The 13796-nt window shown below is 62.3% G+C and carries 12 protein-coding genes; 7 read left to right on the top strand and 5 right to left on the bottom strand.

The genetic code is table 11. From position 1 onward, the window contains the following. Positions 1 to 59: 59 nt before the first annotated feature. The gene (locus tag HHL24_RS15440; RefSeq protein ID WP_169486324.1) at positions 60 to 623 is read left to right on the top strand and encodes an Mpo1 family 2-hydroxy fatty acid dioxygenase; all 564 of its coding nucleotides are present in this window, start codon (positions 60 to 62) and stop codon (positions 621 to 623) included. Between the two features lie 85 nt (positions 624 to 708). On the opposite strand, the gene rarD is transcribed toward HHL24_RS15440, so the two are convergent. Next, a complete protein-coding gene (rarD, locus tag HHL24_RS15435) occupies positions 709 to 1605 on the bottom strand; it encodes an EamA family transporter RarD (RefSeq protein WP_169486323.1) in 897 nt (298 codons plus the stop codon). A gap of 623 nt (positions 1606 to 2228) precedes the next feature. Between rarD and egtD the strand changes: the two genes are divergently transcribed. Further along, positions 2229 to 3212 (top strand): L-histidine N(alpha)-methyltransferase, encoded by a 984-nt coding sequence (gene egtD, locus HHL24_RS15430; RefSeq protein WP_169486322.1) that lies wholly within the window; start codon positions 2229 to 2231, stop codon positions 3210 to 3212. A 111-nt stretch (positions 3213 to 3323) separates the two neighbouring features. Here egtD and HHL24_RS15425 read toward each other — a convergent pair whose 3' ends face one another. Beyond that, the gene (locus tag HHL24_RS15425; protein ID WP_169486321.1) at positions 3324 to 3617 is read right to left on the bottom strand and encodes an acylphosphatase; all 294 of its coding nucleotides are present in this window, start codon (positions 3615 to 3617) and stop codon (positions 3324 to 3326) included. Between the two features lie 259 nt (positions 3618 to 3876). On the opposite strand from HHL24_RS15425, the gene hpnA reads away from it, so the two are divergent. Together hpnA and HHL24_RS15415 are read left to right on the top strand one after the other, a co-directional pair. Beyond that, positions 3877 to 4887 carry a hopanoid-associated sugar epimerase gene (gene hpnA, locus HHL24_RS15420; RefSeq protein WP_169486320.1) on the top strand — a complete coding sequence of 337 codons (1011 nt, stop codon included), beginning with the start codon at positions 3877 to 3879 and terminating at the stop codon, positions 4885 to 4887. 223 nt (positions 4888 to 5110) lie between these two features. Continuing rightward, positions 5111 to 5680, top strand: a complete 570-nt coding sequence (locus HHL24_RS15415; protein WP_169486441.1) for a hypothetical protein — start codon at positions 5111 to 5113, stop codon at positions 5678 to 5680. 77 nt (positions 5681 to 5757) lie between these two features. Here HHL24_RS15415 and HHL24_RS15410 read toward each other — a convergent pair whose 3' ends face one another. Beyond that, complete coding sequence (locus HHL24_RS15410; RefSeq protein WP_169486319.1) at positions 5758 to 6930, bottom strand: glycosyltransferase; 1173 nt, start codon at positions 6928 to 6930, stop codon at positions 5758 to 5760. Then, positions 6930 to 7796, bottom strand: coding sequence for a squalene synthase HpnC (gene hpnC / locus HHL24_RS15405; RefSeq protein WP_169486318.1), 867 nt, complete (start codon positions 7794 to 7796; stop codon positions 6930 to 6932). Before hpnC ends, HHL24_RS15410 begins: the two co-directional genes overlap by 1 nt. Positions 7797 to 8136: 340 nt before the next feature. Between hpnC and ispH the strand changes: the two genes are divergently transcribed. Together ispH and hpnH are read left to right on the top strand one after the other, a co-directional pair. Further along, positions 8137 to 9081 carry a 4-hydroxy-3-methylbut-2-enyl diphosphate reductase gene (ispH, locus tag HHL24_RS15400; RefSeq protein WP_169486317.1) on the top strand — a complete coding sequence of 315 codons (945 nt, stop codon included), beginning with the start codon at positions 8137 to 8139 and terminating at the stop codon, positions 9079 to 9081. A 10-nt stretch (positions 9082 to 9091) separates the two neighbouring features. Then, positions 9092 to 10249, top strand: coding sequence for an adenosyl-hopene transferase HpnH (gene hpnH, locus HHL24_RS15395; protein ID WP_169486316.1), 1158 nt, complete (start codon positions 9092 to 9094; stop codon positions 10247 to 10249). 112 nt (positions 10250 to 10361) lie between these two features. Here the strand turns inward: hpnH and HHL24_RS15390 are convergent, their stop codons facing one another. Further along, positions 10362 to 10967 carry an MlaC/ttg2D family ABC transporter substrate-binding protein gene (locus HHL24_RS15390; protein WP_169486315.1) on the bottom strand — a complete coding sequence of 202 codons (606 nt, stop codon included), beginning with the start codon at positions 10965 to 10967 and terminating at the stop codon, positions 10362 to 10364. A 213-nt stretch (positions 10968 to 11180) separates the two neighbouring features. Here HHL24_RS15390 and hpnN point away from each other — a divergent pair, with 213 nt between their 5' ends. Continuing rightward, a complete protein-coding gene (gene hpnN / locus HHL24_RS15385; protein WP_169486314.1) occupies positions 11181 to 13796 on the top strand; it encodes a hopanoid transporter HpnN in 2616 nt (871 codons plus the stop codon).

Below are 13796 nucleotides of genomic sequence, written 5' to 3'. Positions count from 1 at the left end.
CGATGGTTTCAAATTCCGCTGCCCGCGATTATGCTGACTTTGATTGAGGAGCGGCATCCATGAGAACGCTGACGCAACAGCTTACGCAATACGCGGCCTACCATCGTGACCGGCGCAATATCGCCACGCATTTCATCGGTATTCCGATGATCGTGCTGGCGCTGGCGGTGTTGCTGAGCCGGCCCGCGTTCAGCTTCGGCGCGCTGCCGTTTGCGCTGCAGTTTGCGTTGCCGCTTACCTTATCGCCCGCGTGGGTATTGTTCGCCGCGGCGACCGTCTATTACCTTGTGCTCGACGTACCGCTCGGTGTGATGATGGCCGTGGTATCCGTATTGTGCGTCGCATGCGGACAGTGGCTCGCCGCACAAGCTACGTTCACCTGGCTCGCCTCGGGCATCGGGCTATTTGTGGTCGGCTGGGTGTTTCAATTCATCGGCCACGTCGCATATGAACATCGCAAGCCGGCCTTTGTCGACGATGTGATCGGTCTGCTGATCGGGCCGCTATTCGTACTCGCTGAAGCGTTGTTCGGTTTTGGCTGGCGGCCGGCGCTGCGCGAAGCGATCGAGGCGCAGGTCGGCGCGACGCGTATCAACGCGGATCGCGCGGCAGCGCATCGCTGAAATCGCGGCCCCTGATTCAGCGGCCGAACTTCAATGCTGCGCGCCGTCCCAACTCAAGCACCCGCCGCCACTCAACCAATGCGGCTCATCGTGGCGCAAACCGAACGAGCCGCACACTGTGCAATGCCGTCAGCGCAACCGCAATCCAGATCGGAATATACGTGGCTAACTGTGCGGCGCTGAGTGTCTCGCCGAGCAACGTGATCGAGACAAATACAAGCAACACCGGCTCGACATAGCCGAGGATGCCGAACAATGCGACCGGCAACAAACGGCTCGCCTTCAGATACGAAGCGAGCGCAATCGTGCTGAGCGCGCCGAGCCCTGGTAACAGCAGACACCACATGTCGATACGGCCGCCGATCATCGCCAGCGAACCGCCGCTGATAACGAACACGATCGCCGCCGGCAGCAGCAGCGCCATTTCCACCGTGAACATCGCCAGGGAATCCTGGTTGATTTTGCGGCGCAGCACGAAATACGGCGGATAACCGAGTGCAACGAGCAAGGTGGGCCACGAAAAGGCACCTGTGATCCACAGTTCATGCGCGACGCCCAAAGCGGCGCAGAGGACAGCGAGCCACTGCAGACCGTCGAGACTCTCGTGATAGTAGAAGCGCCCCACCAGCACCATCACGAGTGGCAGCAGAAAATAGCCGAGCGAGACTTCAAGCATCCGGCCATGCAGCGGCGCCCATAGAAACACCCACAGCTGCGCGCCAAGCAGCACCGCGCTGACAACCATCGCCGCGCCGAGCTTCGGCTCCGTCGCCATGCGGTAAACAAGTTGCCGAAGAATGGGCAGGCGTTTGCGCAGCACGATCAGCAACAGCGCGCCGGGGACAGTCCACACTACACGCCACGCAAAAATGTCGAGACCGCTCAACGGCGCAAGCAGCTTGACGTAAGCGGACAGTAAAGCAAACATCGCGGCCGCACCGACCGACAACGCGATCCCGCGCTTTGGGTCATACTGGTTCATTGCGCGGCCCGTAGCGCGATCGCTTTGGTATGGGGTGCAAGTGCGCGAGCAGATGCAGATGCAGATGCAGATGCAGATGCAGATGCAAGTATGTGCGGCGCAGCATACGGCTGCGCGCCTCGAGTTGTTGTCATTAGAAGTGAAGTCTCACAAGCAGGCAGTGCGGATCAAGCGCTGCATTTTTATCTTCGATATGCGATGCAAGCGGGCATTCTAGACGGGTTCTCTGCCGACGTGCCCGCGCGTTCCTTGCAATAAGCAGCAATTTTTCCCGTGCGTATCGCGCGCCGATGCACTAGAACATAACTTCACGCGCGCCAGGCGAGTCCGCAACTGCAACGTCGGCAAATTCCCGTGCAGTTGCTCGAGCGCGAATCTTGCTACTTCTTGCTACTAAGTCTGGCGGCACCGTTTGCAACGTCATCTGGGATATCCTGGGCATCCGTCGCAAACCGTCATTTGCAACCGTCATCTGCAGCATCAATGAGCCGGGTCGGCATAGGCAACAGTCCACGCGTACCGAGCCAGCCCTTCTTTCCGCAGCATGCATCAACCGCGTTTCACCGCGCATGCCGCCGCCCGGCCAGCAATCCCGCTCATCGAATGTGACTACTGGAGCCAGCATGACCCAGCCAGCCCTCTCGCACGACGCATCGCCCGATCTATTCCGCGCCACCTTCGCCGCCGAGGTACGCGCCGGACTCATGCACACGCCGCAGAAAGAGCTGCCGTCGAAGTATCTGTATGACGAAGTAGGCTCCGCGCTGTTCGAAGTGATCACCGTGCTGCCCGAATACGGCGTGACATGCGCCGAGGAGCGGCTGCTCGCGAAGCACGCGGCGGATATCGTCGCGCATCTGCCGCACGACGTGACCGTCGCCGAGCTAGGCAGCGGTAGCGGCCGCAAAACTCGGCGTATTCTGGAAGCGCTGTGTAAAAAGCGCCCCACTTCTTACTGCCCGATTGAAATTTCTCGCAGCGCGCTGCAGTTGTGCAGGCGCGAACTCGGCGACATCGAGCGGATCTCGATCGTCGGCTATGAACGCGATTACCTCGCCGGACTGGCCGAAGTGAGCAAGGACCGCGCGGCGGAGGAACGGTTACTCGTCCTGTTTCTTGGCAGTACGATCGGTAATTTCGGCAGACTCGCGGCAACGCGTTTTCTGCGCGAAATCCGCAACATGCTTACGCCTGGCGACGCGCTGCTGCTCGGCACGGATCTGATCAAGCCGACGCCAGTGCTCGTGGCCGCCTACGACGATTCGATCGGCGTGACCGCATCGTTCAATCTGAATCTGCTGGCGCGCATCAATCGCGAACTCGACGGCGATTTTCCGCTCGATGCGTTCGAGCACGTCGCGCGCTTCAATCCGGACGCGCGCAGCATCGAGATGCATCTGCGTGCGAAACGCGCTGTCACCGCGCATGTGGGCGCCGCGCAATTGACGGTCTCGCTCAAAGCAGGCGAAACGATCTGGACCGAGAGCAGCCACAAATATCGCGCGGACGAGATGCCCGCGATCGCCGACGATGCCGGCTTCGTATGCAGCCATCAGTGGATCGAAGATGGATGGGGCTTTGCGGAGAGTCTGCTGGTGGCGCGCTAGCGCGATAAGCGTTATCGACCCCTTAGCCGGACAAACAGGACACGCAAACTGCAAGGCGGCGCGCTATCGATGTGATAGCGCGCCGCCTTTTTTGCTCGAAGTCCGCTTGGTTCAGTGCTGCTCGAAACGCTCGAAACGCTTTTCCGTCGCACGCTCTTCGCCGGTCACCTCGGTGACGCGCGCCGCCGGCGGCCCGTGACGCAGCCACGACAGCATCCGGTCGACCTGGTTGGCCGAGCCCTGCAACATGGCTTCGACGGAGCCGTCGTCGAGATTCGCCACCCATCCCTTGATACCGAGCGCGTGGGCCTGCCGCACGGTCGCGTGGCGAAAGCCGACGCCCTGCACGGTGCCGCGCACCTGTACGTAATACGTTTCGATCCGCTGATCCAGATCCGGGGCCATGCCATCCTCTCCTGTGTCGATCAGAGTTAGCGCTTTAGCGCTTACTCTGGTCCCATGCAAAGCTGTCGATCAGAGTTAGCGCTTTAGCGCTTACTCTGGTCCCATGCAACGCAAATCTTTCAAGCCGGCATTCTAGTCGCGTCGCGGCGAGATTGCTTGGCGGCCCCTGCCGCCGCCCGCACGCCTGGACCGCCCGGCGCGACACGCGGCACGCGCGACACGTACAATCCGTCGACTGTCACGCAGGGAATGAAAGAGAATGACCGAACAGAATCGCGATCTCGTGCTCGTGACCGGCGCATCCGGCTTCGTCGGCTCGTCGGTGGCGCGCATCGCGCAGCAGAAGGGTTTCAAGGTGCGCGTGCTGGTGCGCGCCACCAGTCCGCGCAAAAACGTCGAGGCGCTGGACGCGGAAATCGTCGTCGGCGACATGCGCGACGAAGCGTCGATGCGCAACGCGCTGCGTGGCGTGCGCTATCTGCTGCACGTGGCGGCAGACTATCGCCTGTGGGCGCCGGACCCAAGCGAAATCGAGCGCTCGAATCTGGAAGGCACCGAGGCAACCATGCGCGCGGCGCTGAAGGAAGGGGTTGAACGCATCGTCTACACGAGCAGCGTGGCGACGCTGAAAGTCACCAGTTCCGGGCAGTCCGCCGATGAAACCTCGCCGCTCAAAGCCGACCAGGCGATCGGCGTGTACAAGCGCAGCAAGGTGCTGGCCGAACGCGCAGTGGAGCGCATGATCGCCGAGGACGGCCTGCCCGCGGTGATCGTCAACCCGTCCACGCCGATCGGTCCGCGCGACGTGAAGCCGACGCCGACCGGTCGCATCATCGTCGAGGCTGCGCTCGGCAAGATTCCGGCGTTCGTCGAAACGGGGCTGAACCTCGTACATGTGGATGATGTGGCCGCCGGCCATTTTCTCGCGCTCGAACGCGGCAAGATCGGCGAGCGATACATTCTCGGCGGCGAAAATCTGCCGCTGCAACAAATGCTCGCGGATATTGCGGCGCTGACCGGCCGCAAGGCGCCGACGCTGAGTTTGCCCCGCTGGCCGCTTTATCCGCTTGCCGCGGGCGCCGAAGCGGTCGCCAAGATCACGAAGCGCGAACCGTTCCTCACCGTCGACGGTCTGAAAATGTCGAAGAACAAGATGTACTTCACGTCGGCGAAGGCGGAACGCGAGCTCGGCTATCGCGCGCGGCCGTATCGCGAGGGCTTGAGCGATGCGCTCGAATGGTTCAGGCAAGCGGGGTATTTGAAGCCCTGATGCGGGCGTGATAAGTGGCGCCGTCACCGGGTAGGTTGAATTACCTGAGTCGCACAAGCTACGTCACGCCCGCCCGCGTGAGCAGCATCACCCAGGTGACGCAGGACATGCCGGGCGATCCGGCGTGGCCTGCACGCACTTTGTTACAACGTCACTTTGTTTACGACAGGTAAAAGCCTACGCGCAGCAGGTAAAATCGTGGGTCTTACCAGAGAAACCTCGCATGAATCTTCACGAACAGCTCGGCGCGCTGGAAATGGGCGTCGATCAGCTCATCCAGGCTGTGGTGGCCCCGCAGGCCGAAAACATCCCCGAGACGTCCGCAGAGACCGCAGCGCATGAAGCGCCGGTGGCCGATCACGTCTCGTCCGAATCAAAAGCGGAAGACGTTGCGCCCGATGCAGCGGCGGTCGCGGTAGAAGCAGTGGAGCCGGCACCTGCGCCCGGCGAAGAGCCAGCTGCCCAGTTGCTGCCCACGCTCGAAATCAACCGCCCCGCACAAAACGAGATCACGATGACGATCGGCGGTCAGACGGTCGCGCTGCGTGCTGAGCAGATCGGGCAACTGATCGAGGAATTGTCGAACGCGCGCGCCTCGATGACGCCAGAACCGCCGCCGGGCATCCCGCCGGGCTGGCGCTTCGTCTCGACGAAAAATCCCGTCATGGCCGTGCAGAAACAATCGAATGGCGACCGTCTGCTGGTGATGCGCCACACCGGCCACGGCTGGGTGCCGTTCACGTTCTCGCCCGACATGGTGATCCAGATGTACATGATGCTCACCAAGGGCTGATGTAAAGGTGGATGCAAAAAAGCGGCGCCTGAGAGCGCCGCTTTTCTTTTCGTCCGATAAATCTCCAGGCGCGCGTCTCAGCGCTCCTGGACCGGTGCCTGCACCCGCGCCTTCCATTGGCCGCCCTTGCCACGCCAGTAGCGCACCGCCGACGCGAACGTCGCGCCGACATAGAACAACGCCACCAGCGGCAGAAACGGCGCCCACAGCGGCGAGCGGCGGTAATAGCTGAGCGTCGGCGCATAGGCGCAGCACATGAGCGCCCAGGCAAGCCACGCGGGCCAGCCCAAGGGGCCGAGCACCAGCGCAGCCACCGGCGGCATCAGGTAGATGATCGTCATGCCCAGCAGCGTGCCCGCCAGCAGCAGCGGCGAGTAATGCAACTGCGTAAAGGCCGTGCGCGCGATCATGTTCCAGATTTCACGCCAGCTATCGTAAGGACGCAGCGACACGCTGCGCGCCGCTACATCCAGACGGATCGGATGACGCCCCGTGCCGCGATGCTTGATTCGCGCGGCGAGGCTGCAATCGTCGATCAGCTCGGCACGAATCGACTCGATGCCGCCCGCTTCTTCGAGCGCGCTGCGACGGACCAGCATGCAGCCGCCCGCCGCCGCGGCCGTGCGGTTGCGCGGGTTGTTGACCCACGAGAACGGATACAGCTTGGCGAAGAAGAACACGAAGGCCGGAATCAGCGCCTTCTCCCAGAACGAATCGCAGCGCAGGCGAACCATTAGCGAGACAAGGTCGCGCTTTTCCGCATCCGCACGGGCGACGAGTTGCACAACCGCATCGGCGGGATGGCCGATGTCCGCATCGGTAAGCAGCAGGAAATCGGCCGGCAGGCCGAGCGTACGCACCGCCTCGATACCTTGCGACTGCGCCCACACCTTGCCGGACCAGCCCGGCGGCAGCGGCTTCGCGCTCAACACCGTGAGGCGATCCGGGCATTGCAGTTGCAACGCGGCCGCGCGGGCGGCGTCTGCGGTGCCGTCGGTGCTGTGGTCGTCGACGACGATGACGTGGAATTCGCCCGGATAGTCCTGCTCGAGCAGGGTGGTGACCGCTTGCGCGATCACATCGACTTCATTGCGTGCCGGCACGACGGCGGCAACCGCAGGCCACGTTTCACGCGGTTCGAGCGTGAGCGGCGTGGCGGGACGCGCCCGCCAGAAACCGCCGCGCGCGAACAGCAATACACACCAGATCAGCAGGGAAAGACACGAAAGAAGAAACAGAACCACCGCCATTAAGCATTACCCTCGAGTGAACCCGCTTGCACGCCGACGCGCCGCGACAGGCGCATCACCACAGTGCGTACCGCGACGACGCACCAGTCAAAAGTGTTGAGCACCGGCCGCTCGCGAAACACGTCGTAACCGGCCTTTTCGATCCGTTCGAGGATGCGCAAGCCGCCGTGGATGGCGCCGCACAGCTCAATACCGAGCCGCCCGGGAATACGCAACGCGAGCGGCGCGCCACGTACCAGTGTGGTCCGAACGAACGAAATTTCGTAGGCCATCAGCTTCGCCCAGGCATCGTCGACAATGCCCTTGGCAATCTGCGCCTCGGTCACGTTAAAGCGCCGCAGATCCGCGAGGGGCAGATACACGCGGTCTTTTTTCCAGTCGGCGGCGACGTCCTGCCAGAAGCTGATCAGTTGCGAAGCCGTGCAGATCGCATCGGCGTCGGCGAGATTCTCCGGTGTGGCGGCGCCCACCAGATGCAGCATCAGATGCCCGATCGGGCTTGCCGAATGGCGGCAATAGTCGAGCAGAGCGGCCCGGTCCGCGTAACGGTTGGTGTCGATGTCCTGACCGCATGCGTGGAGCAGATCGTAGAACGGCGCGAGCGGCAGTTTATACTGCGCAATCACGCCGGCGAGCTTGCCGAACAGGAGCGGGTGAACCGGCGCCGCGCGCCGTTGCGCTACCGCGTCGAGGCCGGCGCGGAAGTCGGCGAGGCGGGCATGCCGCTCGGCCGGACTCCAGTCGCCTTCATCGGCGATGTCGCCGGCGGTGCGGACAACCTGATAGATAATGCCGATAGGCGCGCGCAGCGCCTTTGGCAGCAACACGCTCGCGACCGGAAAATTTTCGTATTGATCGACGTCCATCCAGCGAGCCTCGAAACCTTTCTATTCTGTAATGCGGGCGCGCAAACGCGCGCCGCAGGACCATGTAGTTTAAGGGTTCCGCCAAACCGGTGCAGCGTGCAATCATTGCCGCATGCGCCATGGATGCGGCGCCGGACGGCGAACCCACGGTGCGGCGGCGGCCCAACACCTGGCGGGCCCGCCAGAGCAAAGCCGGCCTGATAGCGTTAGAATGCGCGTTTGGTTTTGCTGTACCGGCTCGTCGCCGGGGCTCAAGACGTCAACTAAATAGATGGTCGCGGCGATAAAGTCACAGTTACCGACTTCTTCGAAACCCGCGTCAGTCGGAGTTCGCCAATTTATGCGAGTCATCCTTGCTCAGCCCCGCGGCTTTTGTGCGGGTGTTGTTCGTGCAATCGAGATCGTCGATCGCGCGTTACAGCAACACGGCGCGCCCGTGTATGTTCGCCACGAGATTGTTCACAATCGCCATGTGGTAGACAACCTGCGCCAGAAAGGCGCGCGCTTTGTCGAAGAACTCGATGAAGTGCCGCATGGCGCCGTGGCGATTTTCAGCGCGCACGGTGTGGCGCAGACCGTCGAGCGCGACGCGGAACAGCGCGGCCTCGACGTGCTCGACGCGACCTGCCCGCTCGTGACCAAAGTTCACGTGCAAGGGCGCCAATATGTGGCTGCGGGTCGTACCCTGATCCTGATCGGCCACGCGGGCCATCCGGAAGTGGAAGGCACGATCGGCCAGATTCCCGGCAAGGTGCTGCTGGTGCAGAGCGAGGCCGAAGTCGCGCATCTGGACCTGCCGCTCGATACGCCGCTTGCGTACGTCACGCAGACTACACTGTCGGTCGACGACACCCGTGGCATCATCGACGCCTTGCTGCGCCGTTTCACCGACATCGTCGGTCCCGACACGCGCGACATCTGCTACGCCACGCAAAACCGCCAGGCGGCGGTGCGCGAGCTGAGCAAAGAGGTCGAGGTGCTGCTGGTGGTAGGCGCAACCAACAGTTCGAACTCGAACCGGCTGCGCGAGATCGGCAGCGAAAGCGGCGTGGCGAGTTACCTCGTCGCCGACGGTTCGGAAGTGAAGCCGGAGTGGTTTGCGAACGTGCAGACCGTCGGCATCACGGCCGGTGCTTCGGCACCGGAAGAGATGGTGAAGAACGTAATCGATGCGCTGCGCGCATTGGGGTCCGTCGATGTCACGACGATGGCGGGCCGTGAAGAGAAAGTCGAATTCAAGTTGCCATCGAAACTGATGCAACCACTCGCTGCACGCGAAGTTTAAGGAGGACGTCTTGTCTATTCCGCTGCTACAGAAAGTCCGGGTCGGCGCATACATCATGCGTCAGCACCTTTCGCGCAATAAGCGCTACCCGCTCGCATTGATGCTGGAGCCGCTGTTCCGCTGCAACCTTGCCTGCAATGGCTGCGGCAAGATCGATTATCCGGATCCCATCCTGAATCAGCGTCTGTCGCTCGAAGAATGCCTTGGCGCAGTCGACGAATGCGGCGCACCGGTCGTTTCGATTGCAGGCGGCGAGCCGCTGCTGCACAAGGAAATGCCGCAGATCGTGAAGGGCATCATCGCGCGCAAGAAGTTCGTGTACCTGTGCACGAATGCGTTGCTGATGGAAAAGAAGATGGACGACTACGAGCCGAATCCGTACTTCGTCTGGTCGGTTCACCTGGACGGCGACCAGCAGGCGCACGACCACTCGGTATCGCAGGAAGGTGTGTACGACAAGGCTGTCGCCGCCATCAAGGAAGCGAAGCGCCGTGGTTTCCGCGTGAACATCAACTGCACGTTGTTCAACGACGCAGTGCCGGAACGCGTTGCTGCGTTTTTCGATACGCTCGGCCCGATGGGTGTGGACGGCATCACCGTCTCGCCGGGTTATGCGTATGAGCGCGCGCCGGATCAGCAGCACTTCCTGAACCGCGACAAGACCAAGCATCTGTTCCGCGAGATTTTCAAGCGCGGCAACAACGGCAAGAACTGGTCGTTCAGCCAATCGGCGATGTTCCTGGACTTCCTGGCCGGCAATCAAACGTACGAGTGCACGCCTTGGGGCAACCCGGCGCGTACGGTGTTCGGCTGGCAGAAGCCGTGCTATCTGGTCGGCGAAGGCTACGTGAAGACCTTCAAGGAACTGATGGAAACCACGGACTGGGACAAGTACGGTACCGGTAACTATGAGAAGTGCGCGGACTGCATGGTGCACTGCGGCTTCGAAGCGACTGCCGTGATGGATACGGTTGCGCATCCGTTGAAGGCTTTGAAGGTCAGCCTGCGTGGCCCGAAGACTTCGGGTGCCTTCACCAAGGACATTCCTTTGGATAAGCAGCGCCCCGCCGAGTATGTGTTCTCGCGGCACGTCGAGATCAAGCTCGAAGAAATTGGGCGCGCGGGTAAGGGCAAGAAGGTGCAGACGGCTTCCGCTTCCGCACACTAAGCTGTCGTTGGGGTGGCTTGGGGCGGTTCTGTCCGCCCCATGATGTGAATGTTTTGCAGAAAAAAAAGCGCGGTGGCCTGATTGCCACCGCGCTTTTTCTTTTTGCGTGACTTCAGCCTGCGCTTCGTGCGTTATGCGCGGTCAGGAACTTGATCAAGCCGTCAATGCCACCTTTGGAAATCTGATCGGCAAACTGCGTCTGATAAACCTGAATCAGCCACGCGCCCATCATGTTGATGTCGTAAATTTTCCAGCCGTTGGCGCCTTTGGTCAGCCGGTAATCGATGGCATCATCACCGCCATTGCTGATCACGTGCGACTGCACAACCAGGTCCTTGGAGCCGGCCGCCACATCGACGGGCAAAAACTTGAACTTCACGTCCTGGTCCCGCAACTGCGAGAGCGATGAAGCATAAGTGCGCACCAGCAGCAGCGTAAATTGGTCATATAGCTGCTTCTGCTGCTCAGGGGTCGCCGTGCTCCATGCCTTCCCTACCGCGATCCGCGTGGTCCGCTGAAAATCGGTAGCCGGCACAAAGCGCGTTTGAACCAGCTCGGTGATCTTCGCCATATCGCCACCGCGCGCCTGCGGATCGGCCTTCATCGCGGCAACCGTGCCTTCGACGGCACTCTTCACCACCGCATCAGGTGCGCTTTGCGCATATGCCGCAGTGGACACCACCGCTGCAGCCAGAAAAGCAGACAGATAACGTTTCATACGCTCGCCAAAACCCCAAGAAGTAAGCGCCCGGCAGGCTCGCGAGCCCGCAGCGAAAGCAAGATAGACCAGTATACCGATATTGCGTTCCCGCCCCAGCCGCGCCGCCCGGGAGCCGGCCTTGCTACCGAAGTGGAGCCGAATCGCTCCGGCTCTGTATACTTGTGCACTTTCGTCAAAAACACCATCCGTGATAAGGCCACCTCCGCCTACATGCTGAAGTCATCTATCGTCCGTCTCGTCGCCTCTTCGGTGCGCCATCCGTTACGGATCATCGCTCTGTCGCTCGTGCTCGCCGTTTTGAGCGGCGTCTACGTCGCCCATAATTTCAAGATCAACACCGATATCAGCAAGCTCGTCGAGACCGACAAGCACTGGTCGTCGCTTGAACATGCCATGGACGAGGCCTTCCCGGATCGCGGTCAAACCGTGCTGGTGGTGGTCGAAGCCCGCGCACCGGAGTTTGCCGATGCCGCCGCCAATGCCCTGACGGCCGCGCTCAAAGCCGATCCGAAGGAGTTCGTCGCGGTCTCGCAGCCCGCTGGCGGTCCGTTTTTCGAACACAATGGTCTGCTGTTCCCGTCGACCGATGAGGTCCTCTCAACCACCTCGCAGCTCGTCCAGTCCCGCCCGCTCGTCAACGCCCTCGCGCACGATCCGAGCCTGACCGGGCTCGCCGGCACGCTCACCACGAGCTTGTTGCTGCCGCTGCAGCTCGGTCAGGTGAAGCTGGCCGACATGAGCCATTTGCTGTCGCAAAGCGCAACCACGCTCGATCGCGTGCTGGCGGGCCAGCCGGCGGCGTTCTCGTGGCGCGTGCTGGTCGACAAGAGCGCCGCCACGGACCCGGCGCGCGCCTTCGTCACGGTGCAGCCGGTTGTGGACTACGACGCGCTGGAGCCGGGCGCGACCGCGTCGAAAGCGATCCGCGACACCGCCGCCTCGCTGCACCTCGATACGCGCTATGGCGCCACGGTCCGCCTGACCGGCGAACAGCCCCTCGCGGACGAAGAATTCGCATCGGTCAAGGACGGCGCCGTGCTCAACGGCATCGGCACCTTCATCGTCGTGCTGGTCATTCTTTGGCTGGCCCTGCGTTCGGGCCGCATGATCGTCGCTGTGTTCATCACGCTGTTCGTCGGGCTCGCGATCACCGCGGCGCTTGGCCTGCTGCTGGTCGGCGCACTCAACATGATTTCGGTCGCCTTCATGGTGCTGTTCGTCGGGCTCGGGGTCGATTTCGGCGTGCAGTTCGGCGTCAAATATCGTGAGGAGCGCAATCGCGACGACCGTCTTTCCGCCGCCCTCATGCATACCGCGCACAGCATCGGCGTGCCGCTGACACTCGCTGCCGTGGCCGTCGCGCTGAGCTTCTTCTCGTTCCTGCCGACGGCTTATCGCGGCGTGTCCGAATTGGGCGAGATCGCCGGCGTCGGCATGTTCGTCGCCTACTTCACCAACATGACGCTGCTGCCGGCGCTGCTGAAAGTCTTCAACCCGCCGGTCGAAGCCGCTTCGCCCGGCTTCAAACAACTCGCCCCCGTCGACGATTTCCTCGATCATCACCGCAAGCCTGTGCTGATCGGAACGCTCATCGTCGTGATCGGCGCTACGCCGTTGCTCACGCATTTGCGCTTCGACTTCAACCCGCTGCATCTGAAGGACCCGCATACGGAATCGATGGCCACGCTGTTGTCGCTGAAGGATTCACCGGAAGCGGCGGTCAACAATGTGCATGTGCTGGCGCCAACGCTTGGCGACGCGGACCAGGAGGCCGCGCGTCTGCGCACGCTGCCGGAAGTGGGCCGCGTGACCACGCTGGCCACCTTCATTCCGACCGAGCAGCAGCAAAAGCTGATGCTGATTGCAAGTGCCGCGCAGCAACTCTTGCCCGCACTGCAGCAGCAGCCTGCGCCTCAAGCCACGGACGCGGTGCGCGTCGCCGCCTTGAAGCGCGCGTCGAACCAGCTCTCGCTCGCCGCCGACGACCACCCGGGCCCGGGCGCCGCCGAAGCCCAGCATCTGTCCGCGACGCTGCAAAAGCTGGCTGCCGCCGACGCCGCCACGCGCGACCGCGCCGAAACCGCGATGTCCGAGCCGCTGCGCATCGCGCTGAAGCAACTGGCGGACCTGCTGCAGCCGACCGAGATTACGCGCGACAACCTGCCTAAAGAGATCACCACGAGTTGGGTCTCGAAGGACGGCCGCGCACTCGTCGACATTGCGCCGAAGGTAAAGCCCGGCACCGATCCGAACGACGACGCGATGCTTGCCCGCTTCGTCCACTCGGTGAAGAAAGCGGAGCCGGACGCGATCGGCGGCCCGATTTCGATCCTGAATTCCGCGGATACGATCATCAAGGCGTTCCTGCAGGCCGCGGGCTACGCGTTGCTGTCGATTGCAATCCTGCTGTGGATTGCGCTGCGGCGGCTCAGCGATATGCTGCGCACCCTGGTTCCGCTGCTGGTGTCGGCGCTGGTGACGTTGGAGTTGTGCGTGGTGTTCGGCATGCCGCTGAACTTCGCGAACATCATTGCGTTGCCGCTGATGCTGGGCGTCGGCGTAGCATTCAAGATTTACTTTGTGATGGCGTGGCGCAACGGGCAGACTGGCCTTTTGCAGTCGAGCCTCACGCATGCCGTGTTGTTCAGCGCGGCGACCACGGCGACGGCGTTCGGCAGCCTCTGGCTGTCGCACCATCCGGGGACATCGAGTATGGGACGCTTGCTGGCACTTTCGTTGTTTTGCACGCTGATCGGCGCGGTGGTGTTCCAACCGGTACTGATGGGCAAGCCGCGCCAACGTCGCGCGAAGCACAAAGGAATATGA

It is taken from the genome of Paraburkholderia polaris (assembly GCF_012927345.1).
GTDB classification, from domain to species: domain Bacteria; phylum Pseudomonadota; class Gammaproteobacteria; order Burkholderiales; family Burkholderiaceae; genus Paraburkholderia; species Paraburkholderia polaris.
The sequence above is the reverse complement of the archived record's forward strand: the minus strand, read 5'-3'. Positions and strand labels throughout refer to the sequence as shown.

Bases quoted from the DNA above. Each gene is read 5' to 3' on its own strand.
- hpnC (WP_169486318.1), bottom strand. From the start codon at position 7,796: ATGGACGTCGATCAATACGAAAATTTTCCGGTCGCGAGCGTGTTGCTG.
- egtD (WP_169486322.1), top strand. From the start codon at position 2,229: ATGACCCAGCCAGCCCTCTCGCACGACGCATCGCCCGATCTATTCCGC.
- HHL24_RS15415 (WP_169486441.1), top strand. From the start codon at position 5,111: ATGAATCTTCACGAACAGCTCGGCGCGCTGGAAATGGGCGTCGATCAG.
- ispH (WP_169486317.1), top strand. From the start codon at position 8,137: ATGCGAGTCATCCTTGCTCAGCCCCGCGGCTTTTGTGCGGGTGTTGTT.
- HHL24_RS15390 (WP_169486315.1), bottom strand. From the start codon at position 10,967: ATGAAACGTTATCTGTCTGCTTTTCTGGCTGCAGCGGTGGTGTCCACT.
- HHL24_RS15440 (WP_169486324.1), top strand. From the start codon at position 60: ATGAGAACGCTGACGCAACAGCTTACGCAATACGCGGCCTACCATCGT.
- hpnN (WP_169486314.1), top strand. From the start codon at position 11,181: ATGCTGAAGTCATCTATCGTCCGTCTCGTCGCCTCTTCGGTGCGCCAT.
- HHL24_RS15410 (WP_169486319.1), bottom strand. From the start codon at position 6,930: ATGGCGGTGGTTCTGTTTCTTCTTTCGTGTCTTTCCCTGCTGATCTGG.
- hpnA (WP_169486320.1), top strand. From the start codon at position 3,877: ATGACCGAACAGAATCGCGATCTCGTGCTCGTGACCGGCGCATCCGGC.
- rarD (WP_169486323.1), bottom strand. From the start codon at position 1,605: ATGAACCAGTATGACCCAAAGCGCGGGATCGCGTTGTCGGTCGGTGCG.
- HHL24_RS15425 (WP_169486321.1), bottom strand. From the start codon at position 3,617: ATGGCCCCGGATCTGGATCAGCGGATCGAAACGTATTACGTACAGGTG.